We start from the raw sequence: 22,045 nt of genomic DNA, 5'->3' as shown, positions 1-22,045 counted from the left end.
GAAAAATCGAGGATGTCCATTAGGAACAGTTCACCTCGACTGTAGGAGAGGAGGAGACTGATACTTTGCATACAGACACATCTGATTGTATTCATGAGTGTTTTGATAACCAATGTTTGAGGAACTCCGGTAAACGGCCTTTAATTGCTATGCTTGCGTGACCACCACGGACTCTTTTATACATCTTATTTTTACTAGAAACTAAATTCATGATCGAGGATGTTAGCTGTTCTGGGACAAGCTCGTCATCAGTTGTAGAAACTACTAGTAAGTTTGCTTTTATATTGTTGAGGTCAACCCTCTGTTTATTAATTATTAACTTATTTTTTATGAGCTTATTATCTAAAGCAATATCAAAAATTAATGGTTTTAGTGTTGCCCCAACGAATGGAATATGATCTTTTGCCCACTGATTAAAGCTTCGCCATTTAACCACATATTGTTCGTCGTAGGAATGTTCTAAAAGAGCAAGGTAAGGCGTTAATGAGATGGGGGAAGTTACCAGCTTTATAGCATGATCAATAACATTTGCCGGGATGATGCCATATTGATCAATGAGTTGTTCGATTTTCTTTTGTTCATTTTTTAATTCTTTTCGCCATTGTGCTGTTAAAGGTAGTTCACTAAAATCTAACGGTGTCACAAAAAGAATAAGGTTTTTAATTGGGTCCTTCGTAACAGCAGCATAGATGGTTGCGAGAGTTCCGCCAAGACAATAACCAATGATCGTTATATCAGGTGTTTTCGAGTGTCTGAGCGAGCGTTGGACTGCTTTTTCGATATATCTATTAATATAATCGTCAAGTGTTATATCCTTATCTTCATAGCCAGGGATTCCAAAATCCAATAAATAAACATCATAACCTAGATCTGTAAACGCTTGAATCATACTAGAACCCGGTTTTAAATCAAGAATATACGGCTGACTAACCAATGAATAAATAAGAAATAAAGGTGTCTCGTATTTTTTTTGTTTTGCAGGGTAATACCAAACGACGGCTTTATTTTTCCTCCAAACGGCTGTTTTAGGTGTTTGTCCTACTTCTGGGGCAGGTTTACCCCAAATCGAGGAAAACCCCTTCCAACGCTCAATTTCCTTTTTAAAATCAGGATTTGTCACGTTTATGACCTCGCTTTACTATTGCTTCTAATAGATTGCCAAAGTCATTATGATTTTGTAAATTTCCTGCATTCATGATGACGTTCATTTTAAGGAGTCTTTTTAATTCTGTGATCTCGTTAGTTATTTGTGCATCATTTTCTTCACTGCTAAGGTTGCTTGGTAGGTTGTCAACGATCGTTTCTTGTAAAGGAGTAACTTGATCGGAACTATCTGGAGTTCCATTTTGCAATGCTTCAATGAGAAAACGTACTTGTTCATCTATTGCATCAATTTTTTCTTCAAGTTGTACACCTAGTTTTGCAATGTTTGCGACATCATTTTTTGTAGGTATATTTAATTGCTGGGAAATGGTTTCGGATTTTTTTTGCAATTGAGTGAGGCAGTTTAGGTGTCGGTGGACGCCCTTTTTTAATAGTGTGATCATTTCCTCATCCTCTAGCAATGAATGAATATAGCTTCGAATTTTTGTTTCGGATTTCATCCCTAGCAACTTTAATAACTCGTATATCGTCAGGTCTTTATCTTTACTCATAGCCTTCTCCTTTTTATACTGAATTCGCATGGAGTGTAATTCATGCTGGATTTGTAACAGTATATTCATGGGGGAATCGTGCGTTCTCAAATTGAACATATCGCCTTGTTGGAGTCGACCAATTGGGTACTGCAATCATAGACAAGTGAAAAAGTAAAATATGATTTCTAAGTAAAATAAATTGGCGACTTACGCAAGAGAAAAATCACCATATTCAGTAAGTGTTCAATACTTATTCGATTATTTATAGACCTTTTCACCAGTCTCGATCCGTACCTATGTTTCCACTTCCCATTGAACTATAGTAAGATTTGGGTTGTTGTGATAAATTTAAGAGAATAAGGACATAAGAAAAAGATAAAAAGCCATTTCCATAGGAGGAAATATGTTTTTTTCGTTACGTAATCGAATGTTTGTCATTTTTACACTTATATTAACGGTACCATTTCTTGTTTTATCGATAATCATTCCAAGTTGGTTTACAACTATAATTGAGGATGAAACAATAAGTTCAACAGAGGATATGATGGATCAATACTCTTTTTACATTGATGCGATTACTGTACAAGCTGAAGATTTGGGAAAGCAGGTACTCGTCAATCAGTCAACTCAACAATGGTTAAAATTTGAAAAGAAAAATTTTGATGCCAATAACCCTGATCGCTATTTACTGAGAAATGAGTTAAGAAACCAATTAAATACAATGGTCTTAAATAATTCTCATACAATGTCTGTATCCATTTTTTTGAATGATGGGACAGGAATATGGGGGTATCATCAGTTGCTAGAGGAAACAGAGTGGTTCAAAGACTTTTCAAATCATGATCAGCGTTGGGTAAAAGCACACACAGACTCGTATGGCCACAACGATATGGTTGTCATCAATAGTTTTCTTATCCCTTTGTTTGATATGAATACGCTAGACCTTTCTGGAGTTATAAAAGTTAACTTTCCTTCATTATTATTAAAGACTGCTTTGGGTAAAATTAAGCTTGGTGAAACAGGGCGTGCTCATTTATTAACTAGGCTTGGTGAAAATGTATTATCAGGTCAGATTGAAACTCCTCAATACGTGTTGGAGCATAGCTTAACTCAAATAAATGAAAGTAATCAAAGCAAAGGCTTAATTGAAACTGTTTATGATGGGGAAGAATATTACGTGTTTTTTCAAAAGCTAACAGTTGGTGACTGGGTGTTATTTACTGAAATTACGAAATCTGAGTTGTTTTTTAAGGTAGATCAAATACAAAAGAGATTGTTAATGACAAGTGGTATCATTTTTATTCTAACCTTGATCGCTGCTTATTTACTCTCTACTAATATTGTAGGTCCCCTTGGAAAGTTAGCGAAAGCGTTGGGATTCCTTGAAAGAGGAGAGTTTTCTGAAGCGAAAGGTTTAATGCCATCGATTAAGTCAGATAACCATGAAGTTAGTTATTTAATTAAAGTTTTTCATCAAACGATTGATCGTCTAAACCATTTAATCAAAATTGAGTATGAAGCGAATCTTCGTAGGAAAGATGCAGAATACAAAGCCTTGTTGCTACAAATTAACCCGCATTTTTTGAATAATACGTTGGAAATTATTGGAGGTCTTGCGGCACAAGGTAAAAATAAGGACGTTATAAATGTAAGTGTTTACTTAGGTCGAATGATGAGATATTCGTTGGATACTCATAGTGATGAGGTGAAATTAGGTGAAGAAATCAATTATATTCGTAATTTCACGGATATTTTGAAATTGAGATATGAAGACTCTATTTCTATTGAAATTGAGGAAGATCTAGAAACGAAACATGTGCAGATCATAAAGTTTGTGATCCAACCACTCGTTGAAAATGCTGTTAAATATAGTTTTATTGAAAATACCTTTGCTAAAATCAACATTCGAACAGAAAAGTGTGGCAATAAAATTTTGATTATCGTCGAAGATAATGGAATGGGCATGTCTAGTGAGGTTATTTCAGAGTTGATGAATGTAGATATCGACAATGAAACAAATGATGTTTTAGCTAGTAAAGGAACTAGCATTGGGTTGAAGAATGTCCTTGGTAGATTGAAGTTATATTATGGACAGAACTTTTCATTTAACATAGACTCTGAAAAGAATCGAGGCACAATAATTACATTGTGTATTAAAACAGGGGAGGCTATACATGATGAAGGTATTAATTACAGACGATGAAATTCAAATTCGTAAAGGATTACGCATGAAGCTTGATTGGGAAAAGGAAGGTTTCCAAGTTGTAGCAGAGGCTGCAAATGGAAAAGATGCGCTAAATATATTAAACGAAAATGAGATCGATATCGTTATTACCGATGTGCGAATGCCCATCATGGATGGAATTGAGTTTGTAAAGCAATGTCAGCTAAAATACCCCCAAGTAAAAATGATCGTTTTATCAGGATACTCTGATTTTGACTATGCTAAATCAGCGTTACAAGCAGGAGTTAGAGACTACCTTTTAAAGCCAGTTGCTCCTGACGAACTACTAGATGCATTATCTAGAATTCGTGGAGAAATTGAAGAAGAGAAAAAAACACAAATGGAATCAGAGCGAATCATTCGGCTAGTTCACAATCAGTTTGAGGAAATACGTGAACAATATCTACTTTACCTAGTTAAAGAGGATTGGTCTGAATTAAATATAACAAAAGATAGGTTACAACAGTTAGGGTTGGAATATTTCTCGAATGACCATGTTAAAGTTCAATTTGTTACCGTGGAAATTCGAGATTTAGAAAAAAATGAAAAAGAACTATGGCTTCCGTTTAAAATGCTCTGTAAGGAAATTGCTGAAGGGGTAAAAGGAACATATTCATTTTATGATACCAACTACGCAAATATGGTTCATTTTATTAGTCGTCTAGATGAAGAGCCTTTAACTGGCTCATCGAGCTTTATTCAAGACTTACAAAGGAAAGTGAAACAGTTTTTAAAATTAGAAACGGTCATTGGGATTGGAAAGGTTGCTATAGGATTATCCCAGTTTAAGAACGGATATATTTCAGCATTACTTTCTTGGAGTCAAAGTGAATTAGGTTCACATTCACAGGTGATCGATGGTTCAGCGACAAATGAGATGTTTGATTTTTCAATGGAATTGGAAAAAAGATTAATGAACACAATCGAAAACGTTGATCATAAGGCTTTCGAAACAAACATGAGTGTCATTCTAGGGGAAACCACAAACCAATCGATGATGAAATATTCTTTTGTTGCGAACCGGGTGTTATTTTTGTTAGGGTCTCTGACCAGAAAATACGATATCGATTCAGTGGAAATCAATAACTTGATTTGGAATTGCCAGCAAAGTATCTGGGAACTCAATTCACAAAGTAAAGTAAACGAACAGCTTGTTGATTTAGCTGGTTTGATCATTGAGAATGTGATAAAAATTCGAGCGTCATCTAATGGGGCAAAAATCGTTGAAAATGTTCGACGTTTTTTGGATCAACATTACGGAAGCGAAGTTTCCTTATCTTTATTAGCGGAACACTTCCATATAAATAGCGCATATTTATCGGAAATTTTTAAATCACAAGTAGGACAAACCTTTAGTGATTATTTAATTAATTTACGTATGGAAAATGCGAGGCAATTTTTAAAAGATCCTCAATTAAAGATTATTGATGTGGCACATTTAGTCGGTTTTTCAAATTCCGGATACTTCAGTACAGTATTTAAAAAATACTTTGATCAAACGCCCGTTGAATATCGGAAATCGTTAAATCGTGTTAAGTAACTTGAAGGAAAGGACAATTATATGAAAAATAAGCTTGTTTTGATCATAGTTACATCTATTGTACTTATTTTCACAGGATATACATTGTCCTTTTTCTCTGTCATTTTCACCGATTCAAATGACGAAAATGCAAAGGGAAATCTAGAAGTAACTCAAATAGAGTTAACCTTTTGGAGAGCTAATGGAACGAATTTAGAAAATCGTGCCTACAGTGAGCTGATCTCGGACTTTGAAAAAGCGCATCCTAATATTAAAATTAAGATGGAATTAATTCATTATGGTAATTATGAATTGAAATTGAGAACGGAAATTGCTGCTGGTAATCCTCCTGATATTATGGCTATCGATAGTCCAAACTTGGCTTTGTATGCAAATTCAGGATCGCTTTTATCCATTGACGAAAAGATGAGACAAGAAGGGAATATTATAGATATACCAGCAACAACTCTTAATGGAATGATCTTTAATAATGAGATTTATTTAGCCCCAATTGTAGAATCTGGTTTAGCGCTTTTTTACAGTATGCAATTATTCAGAGAAGCGGATCTTCCATTTCCATCAAACGATCCATACCAACCGATGACCTGGGAGGAAGTCTTAGAGATTGCTAAGAAAATTAATCAACCAGAGAATGGCGTACATGGAATTGATCCAGCACAAGGTTTTGCTGATGGAGAAGCACCAGCTTATTTTAAATTACCGATCCTTTGGCAATTTGGGGCGGAAGTGTTAAATTTGGAGGCAACTACTGCAGACGGATTTTTGAACTCCAATGAGGCATTGACAGCATTACAATTTTATCAAGATCTATATCACAAATATCAAGTTGCACCGATTGAATCACTTCCAAATCCATTAGTAAATGGAAAAGTTGGTATGACTGTTCTAGGTTCTTGGTATTTAGAAGACTTAAAAAAGAACTTTCCTGACTTTAAATTAGGCGAGGATTTTGGAATTGCCCCTTTACCGATTGGCAAAAATCAAGTCGCACCAAATGGGGGCTGGGCGCTCGGAATATCCTCAAAAACAAAATATCCTGAAGAAGCATGGCAATTTATTCACTATTTGACGAATGATGATGGAGCTAAGAATTATGTGGAAGTTACTGGAGATTTACCGGCTAGATACTCAGTAGCTAATCAATTTCCTGAACTGAATGAATACCCTAAAAATATCTTTGTGATCCAAGCTCAAAACTTTGCGAAAAACCGCCCGATTACTCCGGTCTATCCTGTCGTCAGTGAGGCTATTAAGACACTGTTTGAAGATGTTGGGATAGGTAAAAAAGATGTTAAAATCTCTGCAGATGAAGCAGTAGAAAAAATTAATGCTAGCTTAAATGATATAAGCAGATAATCCTCTAGGTTAAATCTAGAGGGTTTTTTGTGTTTTTTAGAACCTTTAATTTTTATATGTATGAATCCAAAAATATTAAACTCTAAAATTACGACCATTTGTTATAGTGAAAAGTAATTTATGAAGTAACTAAAATGAATTAAGGGGTGACGATCTTGTTTTTTTCTTCTAAAAAAATCTTACTTTGTTTAGCAATTACTTTAACTGGGATAGTTGGATGCAGTCAGACTATAAGTTTAGATTACGAGGCAAATGATGACTATTATACTGAAAGATATCGGCCACAGTATCATTTTTCGACTTTAGCCGGAAATTTAGCTGACCCGAATGGATTGATCTATTTTAAAGGAGAATACCATTTATTTCATCAAAAAAACGGTCACTGGGCCCATGCCATTAGTAAGGATTTATTGCATTGGGAGCATCAACCGATTGCATTGGAACATGATGAACTAGGACAGGCTTTATCTGGCAGTGCTGTCGTGGATTGGAATGATTCAACAGGCTTTTTTGACGGTAAAGCTGGTTTAGTCGCGATCTATACGAGTACGGTTGGTGGCGAAGCTCAAAGTATTGCTTATAGTAAAGATAGAGGGAGAACATGGGAGCGTTATGAGGGGAATCCAGTGATTAAAAACCCTGGGATCAAAGACTTTAGAGACCCTAAAGTTTTTTGGCATGATGAGACAGAAAAATGGGTTATGGTTGTCTCAACTGATAAAAGTGTTACATTTTTTGGTTCAGATAACTTAATTAATTGGCACTACCTTAGCCGATTTGGAGATGGGCAAGGTTCACATGCAGCTGTTTGGGAGTGTCCTGATCTTTTTCGTTTAGCAGTTGATGGAGACGAAGGTAACGAAAAATGGGTTTTGCACGTTAGCATTGGTGATAACAATAAAACAAATGGCTCAACTGCTCAATATTTTGTTGGTGAGTTTGATGGCGAGCAGTTTATAAATGATCATTCACCTGAAACAGTTTTAATTACTGATTATGGTCAAGATTTTTATGCTGCACAATCATTTTCCGATATTCCGAAAAAAGATGGGAGGAGAATTTGGTTAGCTTGGATGGCAAATTGGAGATATCCATATCAAAGTCCAACAGACCCATGGATGGGAGCAATGTCTATTCCTCGAGAATTATCTTTAAAAACGATGGAGGATGGTAGTGTTCGATTGTTTCAGGAACCGATTAAAGAAATAAAAAAATTGAGAGCAAATGAGTATTCTATCAAAGAGTTAGAAATTGAAGGGGATTATCGTATTACTGATTTTTCTGGAACAACATTTGAATTTGAGGGTATCATTCAATGGGAGGATGTCGAGGAGATTGGCATTCGTGTCCGTCAGTCAGATGAAGAAGAAACAGTCGTTGGACTAAATACAATCACAGAAACAGTTTTTGTTGATCGAACGAACTCAGGATTTGATAGAATCATTGATCGTAATGGTGAATTTTTTCAATTTGGTTCTCGCTATGAAGCCAATTATCCAGCCTATAAAAAACAGTTGAAACTGCGAGGATTTATTGATGAATCATCCATCGAGATATTTGTAAATGATGGCGAATTGGTCTTTACAAATTTAATTTATACTAACTCAACAAACAGTGGGATTGAACTTTACACAAAAGGTGGGAAAGCTGAGGTAGTATCCTTAAATTTCTTTCATCTTCACTCGACCTGGAGAAACCCTCCAAAAGAAGATGAAATAACACAAATTGTCGTAAATGAAGATCGTATTCATATAAAAGTAGAAGAAGAGACTACAGTAAAAGGACAAGTAAAACCTGACTGGTTACATGGAAATGGAGATCAACTACTTTGGTTTGTAGAGGATCCTGAGATCATTGAATTAGCGAATGATGGAAGTAGCGCTATAATCAAAGGGAAAAAAGTGGGAACAACCCAAGTGGTCGTAACAGATATAAACCAGACAGTTGAGAAGAAAGTTAGTGTAAGAGTAACTAGTAAATAAAATTATGAATGGATAGGTAATCCCCTAGTTAAAGGGGATTTTCTATTTTTCAAGGTTAGTAAAATACTTTCTAAAAAGATAAGTAATAATTTTTGAACTTAGAAAACTGTCTTGCTGCAAGACACATCAATAAATAAAGTTTTTTGCGACGAGTAAACGAAGTGACGCAGGAGCAGCGCCTAGCCCCACGAGGTCAAATAACAGGAAAAAGGTACTTTACTTCTTCCTTGATAAAAAGTGAAAAAGTGCACTTTTACTGTAAAAAGATTTTATATAGAACGTGTTGTAAAACATATGCATGTTTTCATGTGCGAAACATCCAAAAATATTAGATGTTCAGAACCAATAATATTGAACTATTTCTTGTAATAATTTTGTTAAATTTGTAATAGATCAAGAATTACTTGATAAATTGTGAAAGCGCTTTTCATGGGGGCACTTATCTTATCAAAAGGAGGTTACTAGCTTGCAAATAAAAACGGAAAAAGAAACAGTGCTTGAAATAAAAACTAAAAGAAAACTAGTTTCAAAATTGAAGCATCAAATCGATTATATAAAGAAGAATTATATCCTTTATTTGCTTATTGCTCCAGCTATTATTCTTACAATTATTTTTAAGTATGTTCCGATGTATGGGGCAACAATTGCATTTAAGGATTTTAGCCCAATGAGAGGAATCATGGGCAGTGAGTGGGTGGGCTTTAAGCACTTTACAACCTTTTTAGAGTCACCAAATTTCCTGAATATCTTTATGAATACGCTTAAATTAAGCTCTTTTGAATTGTTGATAGGTTTTCCGATCCCAATCATCTTAGCGTTGATGCTTAATCAGTTAAGGAGAGCAAAGGTTAAAAAGAATATACAATTAGTTTTATATGCACCGCATTTTATTTCCGTAGTAGTAGTTTCAGGGATGGTATTTCTTTTTCTATCACCGGCAGGTCCAATTAATGCGATATTAACGATTTTTATGGATAAGCCAGTTTCGTTCATGTCCAACCCAGATTCGTTTAGGTCGATTTACATTTTGTCTGGAGTATGGCAAGGGGCGGGCTGGGCATCAATCATTTATGTTGCAGCACTCGCCAATGTTGACCCTCAGTTACATGACGCAGCAACCGTTGATGGTGCTTCCTTATTACAACGTATTTGGCATATAGACATACCAACGCTGAAGCCCGTGATGGCAGTACTTTTTATTCTGGCAGCAGGTGGGATCATGGCAATTGGTTTTGAAAAAGCATATTTATTGCAAACATCAATGAACATCCCTACATCTGAGATTATTCCAACTTATGTTTATAAAAGAGGTTTACTTGCAGGGGATTATTCATTCGCTACGGCTGTTGGTATATTTAACGCTATTATAAACGTGTTTTTATTACTGTTTGTTAACCAAGTAGTTAAGAAGTTAAATGAAGGTGAAGGTCTGTTATAGGAAGGAGGAAACTGAATGAACAACTCAAAAGGCGACCGTATGCTGTTATTAATCAATCATGTTTTATTAGGTGTCATTGTACTTGTTGTTCTAGCCCCACTTTTATACGTATTACTGGCATCATTTTTACAACCAAATGTGTTAATTTCAAAAGGGCTTTCTTTCAATGCAACTGACTGGACACTCGAAGGCTACAAACGAATTTTTAGTGATGGGACGATACTGAGAGGGTTCTTTAATTCATTATTGTATGCGACTACCTTTACGATTGTAACGGTAACAGTCTCAGTTCTAGCAGGATATTCGTTGTCGAATGATGATCTAGTTGGTAAAAAGGCGTTTATGATCTTTTTTCTAATAACGATGTTCTTTAATGGGGGACTAATCCCAACATATTTAGTTATTAGAGATTTAGGAATGCTTAACACGATTTGGGCAATTGTACTTCCAAACGCGATCTCTGTTTGGTTCATTATTTTAGCAAGAACGTATTTTAGAGCTATTCCGAAAGAATTGAAGGAAGCAGCTAGAATTGATGGAGCATCAGAGTTTGGCATCTTCTTAAAAATTATTTTACCTTTATCAAAACCGATCATTTTTGTGTTAGCTTTATATGCCTTCATTGGACAATGGAATGCATATTTTGATGCAATGATTTATCTTGATGATCGGGAACTTTTCCCGTTGCAATTAGTTCTTCGTTCAATACTCATACAAAATGAAGTGCAACCTGGTATGATTAGCGACCAGCTAGCAATGGCAGAATTACAAAGAATTTCAGAGATGATTAAATACTCTTCCATCGTTATTGCCAGCTTACCATTATTAATTATGTATCCTTTTTTCCAAAAGTATTTTGAGAAAGGCGTTATGGTAGGTTCATTAAAATAATATAAAAAATCAAAGTGAGGAGAATTACAATGAGAAAAATATTAAAAACCATGTCAGCATTGCTACTCTCAGGAATGTTACTTGCAACAGGTTGTAGCAGTAAAACCACTCAATCTTCTTCTTCTGAAGACTATGGTCTTTCAGGCGTAGCGTTACCGTTACAGGACAAAGTAACATTGAACTTTATGTCACAAAGTTCACCATTAGCATCAACAGATCCTAATGAAAAATTAATTTTTAAAAGGTTAGAAGAAAAGACGAATGTTCATATTAATTGGCGTAATTTTACATGGGATAACTTTGCAGAAAGAAGAAACTTAGCTTTTGCAAGTGGTGAGCTTCCAGATGCGATCTTTGATGCAGCTTTAGGTGATTATGATCTATTAAGACTAGCAAAAGACGGTTCTATTATTCCTGTAGAGGATTTAATTGACCAATATATGCCTAACTTACAGAAAGTATTAGAGAAAGCTCCTCAGTATCGAGCGATGATGACAGCTCCAGATGGTCATATTTATTCATTTCCTTGGATTGAAGAATTAGGTGCTGGTAAAGAAAGTATTCACTCTGTAGACGTATTTCCATGGATTAACGTGAGCTGGTTAGCTGAACTTGGATTAGAAATGCCAACAACGACAGAAGAATTAAAAGAGGTACTGATTGCCTTTAAAGAAAATGATCCAGCTGGAGATGGTAAAACAATTCCAATGTCATTTATTTATGGTCATGGTGGAGAAGATTTAACTTTCTTGTTTGGATCATTTGGATTAGGTGATAACTGGGATCATACAGTTGTAACAGATGATGGGAAAGTTGTATTTACAGTAGCGGAAGAAGGATATAAAGAAGGTATTAAATATTTTAACGAGCTATATGAAGCAGGTTTGATTGATATTGAGGCATTTGAGCAAGATTGGAATACGTATATTTCAAAAGGTAAAGAAAATCGTTATGGTTTATATTTCACATGGGATAAAGGTAACATTACAGGAATGAATGACACATATGATCTTATGCCAGCTCTAGCAGGTCCTGATGGACACAAAAATGTTACGAGAACAAATGGGATGGGCTTTGATCGAAATCGAATGGTTATTACAAGTGCAAATAAAAACTTAGAATTAACAGCAAAATGGATTGACGCACTTTATGAACCACTACAATCAGTGCAAAACAACTGGGGTACTTATGGTGATAATGAGCAACAAAACATTTTTGAATTTGATGAAGCAGCAGCTATGTTAAAGCATTTACCATTAGGAGATACGTCACCTTGGGAATTAAGACAAAGAACATTTACTGCAGGGCCATTAGCTATTTTAGATAGTTATTATGGGAATGTTACGACCAAACCAGATGATGCAGCTTGGAGATTAAATTTAATGAAAGATGTAATGGTTCCTGACATGAATGCTGAAAATATTTATCCGAGAGTATTCTTCTCAATTGAGGAGCTTGATAGACTTTCTACGATCGAAACAGATTTATTTCCTTACGTAAAAAGAAAACGTGCAGAATGGATTACAAATGGGAAAGTTGAAGCTGAATGGGCAGAATATTTAACCGAACTTGATCGTCTAGGTTATCCAGAATGGTTAGAAATAAAGCAAGAAGGGTATGATCGTTCTACAAATTAAGTAACGGTGCCTGCCACCACCCGGATTTTGAAGTCTTGGTGGTGACTGGCATTTTGTTTAAAAGTAAGAAAGGATAATAGCGCACTTTATTGAACTGCTGCCTCTCGGGTCCAGTTGGCTCTCGTGGCAAAGCTGTATGAAGTAACTCTAAGGAGCATCTTATGATGTGGTTGAGATCAGTTGCTTTTGTATTCGATAGGCAGGTGCCTGGAGCTTTTCTTGTTAACATAATGTAAAGGAGAGGGTTTGAATGACTTTGAAATATAAAGAGAAACATCGACCACAATTTCATTTTTCTCCCGAAGAAAAATGGATGAATGACCCGAACGGCATGGTATTTTTTAATGATGAATACCACCTTTTTTATCAATATCATCCACATGGAACCACATGGGGACCGATGCACTGGGGACATGCGGTTAGTCGAGATTTAATTTGTTGGGAACAGCTTCCAATTGCGTTATACCCTGACGAGCATGGGGCAATTTTTTCAGGTAGTGCGGTTGTAGACTGGGATAATACTTCAGGCTTTTTTGAAGAGGGGCCAGGTCTAGTGGCCATTTATACGAGCGCGGATCACTATCCTGACTCAGACAGACCACTCCAACGCCAAAGCATAGCTTTTAGCAAGGACAACGGGAGAACATGGGTTACTTATGAAGGAAATCCAGTCCTTTCTGATGAAAACATTACGGATTATCGTGATCCGAAAGTGTTTTGGCATCATGAAACAAAGAAATGGGTGATGATATTAGCAACTGGTCAAACAGTCATGATTTATACATCCCCGAACTTAAGAAATTGGGAATTTGCAAGTCAATTTGGTCATGATTCTGGCTCACATGATGGTGTTTGGGAATGCCCTGACTTATTTAAATTACCTATAGATGGTGATGAAAACAACCAAAAGTGGGCGATGCTCGTAAGTATTGGTGATAACGGAAAGAGTAAAGAAGGTTCTAGAACTCAATATTTTATCGGAGATTTTGATGGAACTACTTTTGTCAACGAAAATCCCGACGAAACAATTCTATGGTTAGATTACGGCAGAGATAATTATGCAGGAGTGAGCTGGTCTGACATTCCAAATGAAGATGGCAGACGAATATATATCGGGTGGATGAGCAATTGGCGTTATGCAAATTTAGTGCCAACAGAGGTATGGAGAAGTGCGATGACATTACCAAGGGAACTTTCGTTAACTTCAGGTGAAGAGGGAGTCCGTTTGGTACAAAATCCAGTAGCTGAAATTGAAGGTATACGTAAGGAAACAAAAGTCCATGAAGATCTTGTGATTACAGACACCGATACTTCTTATCCAATTAGTGAGTTAACAGAAGTGAATCTTGAATTTAAAAAGGAAAATGCAACTTCATTTGGGCTTGTTATTCAAAGTTCTCAAGAGGAAAAGACTATTATTCATTTTGATGTAGCCAAAGAAATGTTATTTGTGGATCGGACTAATTCTGGAGATAATAGCTTTTCAGATTCATTCCCTACAGTCCAAGAAGCTCCTTTGAAATTAAAAGATGGTATTCTCAAACTCCAAGTGTTTATTGATACTTCTTCAATTGAAATTTTTGCAAACGATGGAGAAGTAGCTGTTACTAGCTTAATTTTCCCGAATGAGGCAGTGAATCAACTTCAGTTTTTTTCAAATGAAGGAATAACAAACGTGCCGATATTAAGAGTAACTGAACTTAATTCTATTTGGAGTAAATAATTTGAAAGCTCTAATCAATGTATTGGTTAGAGCTTTCTTCTTAAGGTAAGAAAGGTGGAGAGTAAACTTGAAAAATCGTTCAGTTATCTGTATTGGAGAATTGCTAATCGATTTTTTCTGTACAGATGTGGATATTGATTTAGTGGAGGGGAAGAATTTTCAAAAGCAGGCAGGTGGAGCACCCGCGAATGTATGTGCAACAATTGCCAAGTTAGGGGGAACTGCTTTATTTAGTGGAAAAGTTGGAAATGATCCTTTTGGCCATTTTTTAAAACGTACTTTAGATGAAGCAAACGTTGATACATCGTTGGTTGTATTAGATGATAAGAAACCAACGACTATGGCTTTTGTATCCTTACAAAAAAATGGGGAAAGGGATTTTGTCTTTAATAGAGGTGCTGATGCGTTTTTATCAGAGGGTGACCTCGATAAAGAAAAATTAAAAGAAGCTAGCATATTACATTTCGGTTCAGCTACTGCGCTATTATCCGATCCCTTTCAATCTCTATATTTAAACACGATGAAATCAGCAAAAACGGAAGGCAAATTTATTTCATTTGACCCTAATTATCGATCAGCACTTTGGGGTAGTAATGAAACGATTTTTTGTGATTTAGTTAAGCAAGGCGTCGCTCTAGCGGACTTTGTTAAGGTTAGTGATGAAGAACTTAAAATCATCACAGGTGAAAGTGAATTAGAGAAAGGTATTCTAGTCCTTCATCAACTAGGAGCAAAAGTAGTAGCAGTCACCTTAGGAAAAGAAGGAACAATGATTTCAAATGGAATGTATTCAGAAATAGTGCCTAGTATTTCAGTTATTTCGGTCGATTCAACAGGTGCTGGAGATGCATTTGTAGGCGCTACTCTTTTCCAATTGGCTAAAGAAGAGAATCCTAAAGAGGTTATAAAAGATTTTGAAGATCTTAAAAAAATCATTTTCTTTAGTAATATTGTTGGCGCCTTAGTATGCACGAAAGTAGGTGCAATCTCTGCAATACCAACCATTGAGGAGATTGAAGGGTAGCGATTTTTTTTTAGGGAAGTAAGGGGACGGTTCTTGAAAGGAACAATCGGATGTTTTGCACAAAAAAAGCACATTAAGCAGGTTTAAGCTGCACAATGTGCTTCTTTTATTTTCTCAAAAGTGTATGTGTTCTAATTTGTATTGTGTTCCGACACAAATTCAAATTTTGTTACTTTCTCATGAAACGCCCTTTTCAATCATAGATTGTGATAAGGACATCTGAGGAGGGATACACCAATGACGAATGACCGTGATTTAGTAAAGGCTATTGACGAAATTACTGAAATTGCCGAGGGTTTTGGCCTAGATTTTTACCCGATGCGCTATGAAATTTGTCCAGCAGATATTATTTATACGTTTGGTGCTTATGGGATGCCAACGCGCTTTTCGCACTGGAGTTTCGGTAAACAATTTCATCGTATGAAACTACAATACGATCTTGGTTTAAGTAAGATTTATGAATTAGTAATTAATTCAAACCCATGTTATGCGTTTTTACTAGATACAAATACGCTTATTCAAAACAAGCTCATTATTGCTCACGTATTAGCGCACTGTGATTTTTTCAAAAATAATGCACGGTTTTCTAATACACGAAGAGACATGGTTGAAAGCATGACAGCGACAGCGGAACGAATTGCCCATTATGAGATGGTCCATGGAAAGGAAGAGGTTGAAACGTTTTTAGATGCCGTTCTAGCAATTCAAGAACATATTGATCCAAGTTTGCTACGACCTAAACTTGCTTGGTCGATTGAAGATTTAGAGGAAGAAGATGATAACGCAAAACGAAGCTCCCCATATGATGATCTATGGGATTTAGGAAAGAAAGATGATGAACCAAAACCGAGGAAAAAGAAAAAGCACTTCCCACCACAACCTGAAAAAGACATTCTCTTATTCATTGAAGAATACAGCCGTGAGCTAGAGCCTTGGCAACGAGACGTCTTAACGATGATGCGTGAAGAAATGCTCTACTTCTGGCCACAGCTAGAAACGAAGATCATGAACGAAGGCTGGGCTTCGTATTGGCATCAACGTATTTTGCGGGAGATGGATCTCACATCTTCTGAGTCGATAGAGTTTGCGAAGTTGAACGCAGGTGTCGTGCAGCCATCAAAGACTCAGATTAATCCGTATTATTTAGGATTGAAAATCTTTGAGGATATTGAAGAGCGCTACAACAACCCGACAGAAGAAATGAAAAAGCGTGGTGTTTTGCCTAACAGTGGTCGTGAGAAGATGTTTGAGGTAAGGGAAATTGAATCAGATATCTCATTTATCCGTAACTATTTAACGAAAGACCTTGTCATGCGTGAAGACATGTACCTGTTCCAAAAACAAGGACGCGATTACAAAATCGTTGATAAAGCTTGGACAGAAGTTCGTGATCAGTTAATCAGTATGCGTGTAAACGGTGGCTTTCCATTCATCTCTGTCACAGATGGAGACTATTTAAAGAATGGAGAACTTTACCTAACTCATTATTATGAAGGTATTGAACTTGATATTAAATATTTAGAAAAGGTCATGCCATATCTCCAACAGTTATGGGGACGCCCGGTGCACATGGAGACACAGATTTCAGAGAAGCAAATTGTGTTTACGTATGATGGGAAGAAGATTCATAGAAGGTATTTGTAGTAGATGAGGCTGTCTCCGGTGAGGCAGTCTTTATTTCATTCTATTTTTAGACGGATGAATAAAATGCATTGGAATTAAAGCCATACAAAGGGAATATCTTTTTAATGATACATAAACATGTGCTATAATAATGTTAAGTAACTTAATTTGTTCGATAGGTCTTAATGATTAATACTTATTTCTGTTTTTAGTTGAGATTAAATGTTTGTTAGATTAATAAAAGAGAGGTGGTAATATGGGCATAACTCCTGAATATATTGTCCTTCTTGGGGCACTTCTGTTAATAGTTGGTGTAGTTACTACAAAGTTCTCAAGTCGATTAGGGGTTCCGGCCCTAGTACTATTCATAGCAGTGGGGATGTTAATCGGAAGTGATGGACTAGGGATCATTTACTTTGATAATGCCAAAGTTGCACAATTAATCGGGATTGTGGCTTTAGTAATTATCTTATTCGAAGGTGGATTACAGACGAAATGGTCAACGGTTAAGTCTGTGGCAGTTCCTTCCTTGTCCTTAGCAACTTTAGGGGTCCTTTTGACCACTTCTGTGGTTGCAGTAGCCGCAAAACTTGTACTAGACGTGTCTTGGGTAGAGGGTTTCCTATTTGGTGCAATTGTTGGGTCGACAGATGCCGCAGCGGTTTTTGCAGTACTAAAGGGGCAGAATATCAAAGCTCGTTTAGGAGCAACGTTAGAAGCTGAATCAGGAACGAACGATCCGATGGCTGTATTTTTAACTTTAGCTTTCATTCAATTAATTCTTGCAGATCAGCCAAGTATCTTTTTAATGGTGGGTTCTTTTTTCTGGCAAATGGGAGTAGGTTTGCTATTGGGCTTGGTATTTGGAAAGATGGCTACCATTGCTATTAATCATATTAAGTTAGATTCGAGTGGTTTATATCCTGTTTTTGCACTAGCATTTGCTTTATTAACATACAGTGTAACGGCGTTACTCGATGCCAGCGGGTTATTGGCTGTTTATGTTGCGGCTTTGTTGATTGGAAATGCAGAAGATTTAACCTATCGACAGTCGATCTTTCGTTTTAATGAAGGATTTGCCTGGATGATGCAAATTTTAATGTTTATGCTTCTAGGCTTATTGGTTTTTCCACATCAACTATTTACACTAAGTGTAATGGCGAAAGGTTTATTACTTTCTATCATCCTAATTATAGTAGCACGCCCATTGGCCGTATTTATATCGCTAATCGGCTTGAAGTATAAAATTAAAGAGAAGATATTCCTATCATGGGCTGGCCTTAGAGGAGCAGTTCCGATTGTTCTAGCCACGTTTCCAATGTTAGCTGGATTACCAAATAGTCAATTGTTTTTTAACGTAGTTTTTTTCGTTGTATTGACATCAACGCTTATTCAAGGGTCAACGATTTCATATTTTGCTAGATTGCTTGGTTTAACTGGGAAAAGAAAAATTCAATCTTCGCATTCTTTGGAGTTAGTTTCCATTGGAAAGAGTGATGCAGAAATTATAGAGTTTGTAGTGGATGAAAAAAGTGTTATAAATGGAATGAAATTAAATAACATAAAGTTTCCCGATAAAGTTTTAATAAATGCCATCATACGTCATGATGAGTTGATTACTCCTACTGGGAATACAGAACTATTATCAAATGATATCCTATATGTTCTTACTTCCCGAGAAAGTAAGAGGGAATTAAAAGAACTAATAGATGAAAAAAAGGAAGATCAGCATTTAGAAAAAGTATCAGAAACAATCATCTAAATCATATTTCGTAAGAGAATAAAGAGGCTGGGACATAACAAAGTATCAGACACCGTCAGGCACCGAATATAGACATATGATAAATCTGTACGTCTATATTTAGTAGGAGCCGCTTGGTGTCAGACACTTTTGTCCCAGCCTCTTAATCTTAAAGTTAAGCTCTTCTTTTCTTCACTTCGATCATTTCTGTTACAAAGGATGCTTCAAGAATTCAGAAGGATCCTTTGTTAAAACCACCTCTCTAAGTTTTCGGTAAGTGAGCCTGTCAGGTATACCATATATTAAATGTATTTGGTCACTAGAATAACCGACAGCTTCATGTGTTATCTTCCTCAAAATTTTATAAATTCACATCAATCTTTGAAGGTACGTCTTCGTCTTTTTTAATACCAATATATTTCATTGTTTCGCCTCTTGATGAATGATGGAAGATTTTTTGGAGTAAAGAAACGGCTACTCCACCTGAATACGCATGATAGCCGAATGTTTTTCGGAGTGTATGAGTACCAATTTTTGATTCAATACCAACCTCTTTGGCAACTGAATTAATAATTCGATACGCTTGTTGACGAGTAATTGGAAAGTTTCCCTTTTTAGATTTAAAAATGTAATCGTCACAAGAAAGTGAAGGGACAGTAGCCATATACACTTCAACTGATTTTTTAACCTGATTATTTAGATAAACAGAATATATTTGCTTGTCTTTTAATTGTAGGAATTCTTTAATTGCTCCTTCTTTATCGACAATTTGATGCTTCTTAATATTTAGTAAATCACTTATTTTTAACCCAGTATTAATACCTAGTGTAAATAATAGGTAATCCCTTTTTGATCTATCAAATAGGACATTCTTAATCTCACTTATTTTCTGTCGATCTTTTATAGCTTCAACAAATTCCATATTGGGTATTCACCTTCTTCTTAAGTTACATAAGATCATTATAGCATAGTTATAAGTAACGTAATTTTCTGTTATCTTATTAATGGTCAGAAAAATAAAATATTTTCCCTTCCGCGTTACAAATTCTATGAAATAAAACCTACTACAACAAAAATAATATGCACTAATTTTTGGAAGTGGTGACATTATGGAAATACATAGTGAATTATTGTTTAGTAAGTTTTAATCTAGTACGTCGCTGTCGTTTTATACTGTAAAATACAAATATAGCGTAAGCGGAAAAGGGAACGAATGAGAAAATTGAAAATCACAAAAACTTTTTGGAACGAAACAAAAAGTTTTTCAGTCTAATAGGTAGGATCAACAGGCAGCACGATATTTATAGTGAAATTTAATATACGAGAGGAGGGATTGGTGTGTCTATCATCAACTCGTTTTTTAAACGCTCAAAAGCATCGACATTTGAAGCGTTAATTAAACAAGAACAAGGAAAGCTTTATAAAGTTGCTTATTCATACGTGAAAAATGAGCAAGATGCTCTTGATATTGTTCAAGAGTCAATCATTAAAGGTTATAAATCATTTCATAAATTGAAAGATACTCAATTATTTTTAACATGGATGACGCGGATCGTCATTAATTCCGCGATTGATTTTCTCCGGAAATCAAAGGATGTCATTGTCCTTGAAACGGAATGGTTTGACCCAGGCATTAATCAGGAAAACAAATCTGTGATGGAGCTCGATGTAGCGACTGTCTTTGACAAACTAAAGCCAGAACAAAAGACCTTGTTGCTTCTACGCTTTTATTACGGCTATTCAATCTCAGAAATTGCCGAGATCCTTGAGAAGCCCGAGGGAACGATAAAGTCAAAATTACACAGGACACTCAATCAAGTTAAGGAAAAACTAGGTAAAGGGGGAGAAACCTATGGGGAACTTTCAACGCGATATTAAAAGGATGGTCGAGGAAGTAACTGTACCGACTGACAAGCTTGATGCTACTGTAAATGCTGCTTTAAAAATTGCAAAAAACAAGGAGAGCTCTACTAATTCAAAAAAGCGAAACTACTTAGCGGGAGTTGCCTCAATTTTTCTGTTAGCAATAGGTTCATTATTAATTAGCACGTATTTACTTGGAACTGCGACCAACGAAGTGAGTGAGTCTATTTTTCACAAACTAGGTGATGTTGGCTTGCAACGAATGGTCGAGGAAGGAAGGGTCACTGATCTATCATTAGAAGCGGTCGATCAGGAAATCAAGGTTACCCTTGAAGAAGGCTACCTCGATAATAATCAGCTAGCCATTTCCTATCATATAGAAATGGAACAGGATATTGAAAACGTGTCGTTTGAATTATTTGTAGATGGAAGTTCTGTCGGTCGTGTCGGTTATACAGGGGGGGCTGGCAGTAGTTCTATCCCTATACCTCATAGTGATATCTTCTATTTTGAGCCAACCAAAAGCTTCCCTGTTCATCCTGAACTGAGACTACAGTTTCACCAAATTAATCAGGTCCAAGGAGACTGGTCCTTTAGCTTTGATTTAAAAAAGGAAACGGAGCTCTATGAAGTGACTAACTATGCATTTAAAGAAGATCATAACGGACAATTTTTTTCTATCGATAATATAATTCAAACACCTTCGAGGATACAGCTATCAACAACAACGAAGCTTCTAGCAGATGAAGTGAGTGATGGCTTTCGTGACCAGTGGATTTCGATTGTAGCGGTTGCTGAAAACGGCGACAATGTCTTCTACACTGATTTCAGTCGTAGTAGTAATACTGAACATGCGTATGCTAAAAATCATTTCCCAGATAAATTACTTGAGACTGTTAAAGTCGCTAGAGGAATCGCTTCTAACTCATATAAAATTGTCCCTTACTTCGTGACGTACAAAGGTCAGGAATTCCGTTCCGATTATTCAACGGGCTACATTTGGGATGAAATAGCAGCCCCACTTGAAAAGGGAACTGTACTAGAAATGGCTTCACCGATTAAAGTCGTCGAGATCGATTTTGGTAAAGAACAGACAGTTGTCTATTATGAAATGGACGCAACACTACCCGTCTTTCCAGTGATCATTGACCGAGAAAGCGAGCAGGAGTATGAGCCTATTTCTTTTAAACATCAAGGGACAAAAGTAGCGGTAACGTACCCTAAGGTTCCAGAAAAAAAATCAATCGAGCTGTATATGTATGATGCGACGTACCAAGTATTTTCAGACTTGGAAATAGAGATTGAGCTAAAGTAAACCAAATAATGAGTGATATCAATTATTTAGAGAAGGTTATACCGTATCTCT

General features: G+C 36.1%; 16 protein-coding genes. 13 read left to right on the top strand and 3 right to left on the bottom strand.

From position 1 onward, the window contains the following. Positions 1 to 91: 91 nt before the first annotated feature. Together ACK4M9_RS01090 and ACK4M9_RS01085 are read right to left on the bottom strand one after the other, a co-directional pair. Positions 92 to 1,120: an alpha/beta fold hydrolase gene (locus tag ACK4M9_RS01090; RefSeq protein WP_409846927.1), complete on the bottom strand. Its 1,029-nt coding sequence runs from the start codon at positions 1,118 to 1,120 to the stop codon at positions 92 to 94. Beyond that, positions 1,107 to 1,655, bottom strand: a complete 549-nt coding sequence (locus ACK4M9_RS01085) for a hypothetical protein (RefSeq protein WP_409846925.1) — start codon at positions 1,653 to 1,655, stop codon at positions 1,107 to 1,109. Before ACK4M9_RS01085 ends, ACK4M9_RS01090 begins: the two co-directional genes overlap by 14 nt. A gap of 385 nt (positions 1,656 to 2,040) precedes the next feature. Between ACK4M9_RS01085 and ACK4M9_RS01080 the strand changes: the two genes are divergently transcribed. The 11 genes from ACK4M9_RS01080 (at position 2,041) to ACK4M9_RS01030 (ending at position 18,837) form a co-directional block, all read left to right on the top strand. Then, positions 2,041 to 3,840 carry a cache domain-containing sensor histidine kinase gene (locus ACK4M9_RS01080; protein ID WP_409846924.1) on the top strand — a complete coding sequence of 600 codons (1,800 nt, stop codon included), beginning with the start codon at positions 2,041 to 2,043 and terminating at the stop codon, positions 3,838 to 3,840. After that, positions 3,812 to 5,401: a response regulator transcription factor gene (locus ACK4M9_RS01075; RefSeq protein WP_409846923.1), complete on the top strand. Its 1,590-nt coding sequence runs from the start codon at positions 3,812 to 3,814 to the stop codon at positions 5,399 to 5,401. Before ACK4M9_RS01080 ends, ACK4M9_RS01075 begins: the two co-directional genes overlap by 29 nt. Before the next feature lie 21 nt (positions 5,402 to 5,422). Next, a complete protein-coding gene (locus tag ACK4M9_RS01070; protein WP_409846922.1) occupies positions 5,423 to 6,757 on the top strand; it encodes an ABC transporter substrate-binding protein in 1,335 nt (444 codons plus the stop codon). Positions 6,758 to 6,912: 155 nt separating this feature from the next. Next, positions 6,913 to 8,739: a GH32 C-terminal domain-containing protein gene (locus ACK4M9_RS01065; RefSeq protein WP_409846920.1), complete on the top strand. Its 1,827-nt coding sequence runs from the start codon at positions 6,913 to 6,915 to the stop codon at positions 8,737 to 8,739. 502 nt (positions 8,740 to 9,241) lie between these two features. After that, positions 9,242 to 10,177 (top strand): ABC transporter permease, encoded by a 936-nt coding sequence (locus ACK4M9_RS01060; protein ID WP_261180001.1) that lies wholly within the window; start codon positions 9,242 to 9,244, stop codon positions 10,175 to 10,177. Between the two features lie 15 nt (positions 10,178 to 10,192). Continuing rightward, positions 10,193 to 11,068 (top strand): carbohydrate ABC transporter permease, encoded by an 876-nt coding sequence (locus ACK4M9_RS01055; RefSeq protein WP_409846919.1) that lies wholly within the window; start codon positions 10,193 to 10,195, stop codon positions 11,066 to 11,068. Positions 11,069 to 11,097: 29 nt separating this feature from the next. After that, positions 11,098 to 12,705, top strand: coding sequence for an ABC transporter substrate-binding protein (locus tag ACK4M9_RS01050; protein ID WP_409846917.1), 1,608 nt, complete (start codon positions 11,098 to 11,100; stop codon positions 12,703 to 12,705). Between the two features lie 250 nt (positions 12,706 to 12,955). Further along, positions 12,956 to 14,428, top strand: a complete 1,473-nt coding sequence (locus ACK4M9_RS01045; protein ID WP_409846915.1) for a glycoside hydrolase family 32 protein — start codon at positions 12,956 to 12,958, stop codon at positions 14,426 to 14,428. Positions 14,429 to 14,495: 67 nt separating this feature from the next. Next, complete coding sequence (locus ACK4M9_RS01040) at positions 14,496 to 15,452, top strand: carbohydrate kinase family protein (RefSeq protein ID WP_409846913.1); 957 nt, start codon at positions 14,496 to 14,498, stop codon at positions 15,450 to 15,452. 237 nt (positions 15,453 to 15,689) lie between these two features. After that, the gene (locus ACK4M9_RS01035) at positions 15,690 to 17,096 is read left to right on the top strand and encodes a SpoVR family protein (protein WP_409846912.1); all 1,407 of its coding nucleotides are present in this window, start codon (positions 15,690 to 15,692) and stop codon (positions 17,094 to 17,096) included. Between the two features lie 235 nt (positions 17,097 to 17,331). Continuing rightward, the gene (locus ACK4M9_RS01030) at positions 17,332 to 18,837 is read left to right on the top strand and encodes a potassium/proton antiporter (RefSeq protein WP_409846910.1); all 1,506 of its coding nucleotides are present in this window, start codon (positions 17,332 to 17,334) and stop codon (positions 18,835 to 18,837) included. Positions 18,838 to 19,177: 340 nt separating this feature from the next. Here the strand turns inward: ACK4M9_RS01030 and ACK4M9_RS01025 are convergent, their stop codons facing one another. Further along, entirely contained in the window at positions 19,178 to 19,738 is a 561-nt protein-coding gene (locus ACK4M9_RS01025; protein ID WP_409846909.1) for a tyrosine-type recombinase/integrase, read from the bottom strand. Between the two features lie 416 nt (positions 19,739 to 20,154). Between ACK4M9_RS01025 and ACK4M9_RS01020 the strand changes: the two genes are divergently transcribed. After that, complete coding sequence (locus tag ACK4M9_RS01020) at positions 20,155 to 20,694, top strand: sigma-70 family RNA polymerase sigma factor (RefSeq protein WP_409846907.1); 540 nt, start codon at positions 20,155 to 20,157, stop codon at positions 20,692 to 20,694. After that, positions 20,669 to 21,994, top strand: a complete 1,326-nt coding sequence (locus tag ACK4M9_RS01015; protein WP_409846905.1) for a DUF4179 domain-containing protein — start codon at positions 20,669 to 20,671, stop codon at positions 21,992 to 21,994. Before ACK4M9_RS01020 ends, ACK4M9_RS01015 begins: the two co-directional genes overlap by 26 nt. The last annotated feature ends 51 nt before the right edge of the window (positions 21,995 to 22,045 follow it).

Source organism: Anaerobacillus sp., from assembly GCF_046314235.1.
GTDB lineage: Bacteria > Bacillota > Bacilli > Bacillales > Anaerobacillaceae > Anaerobacillus.
Note: the sequence above shows the minus strand (reverse complement) of the source record. Positions and strands in the feature narration are given on the sequence as shown.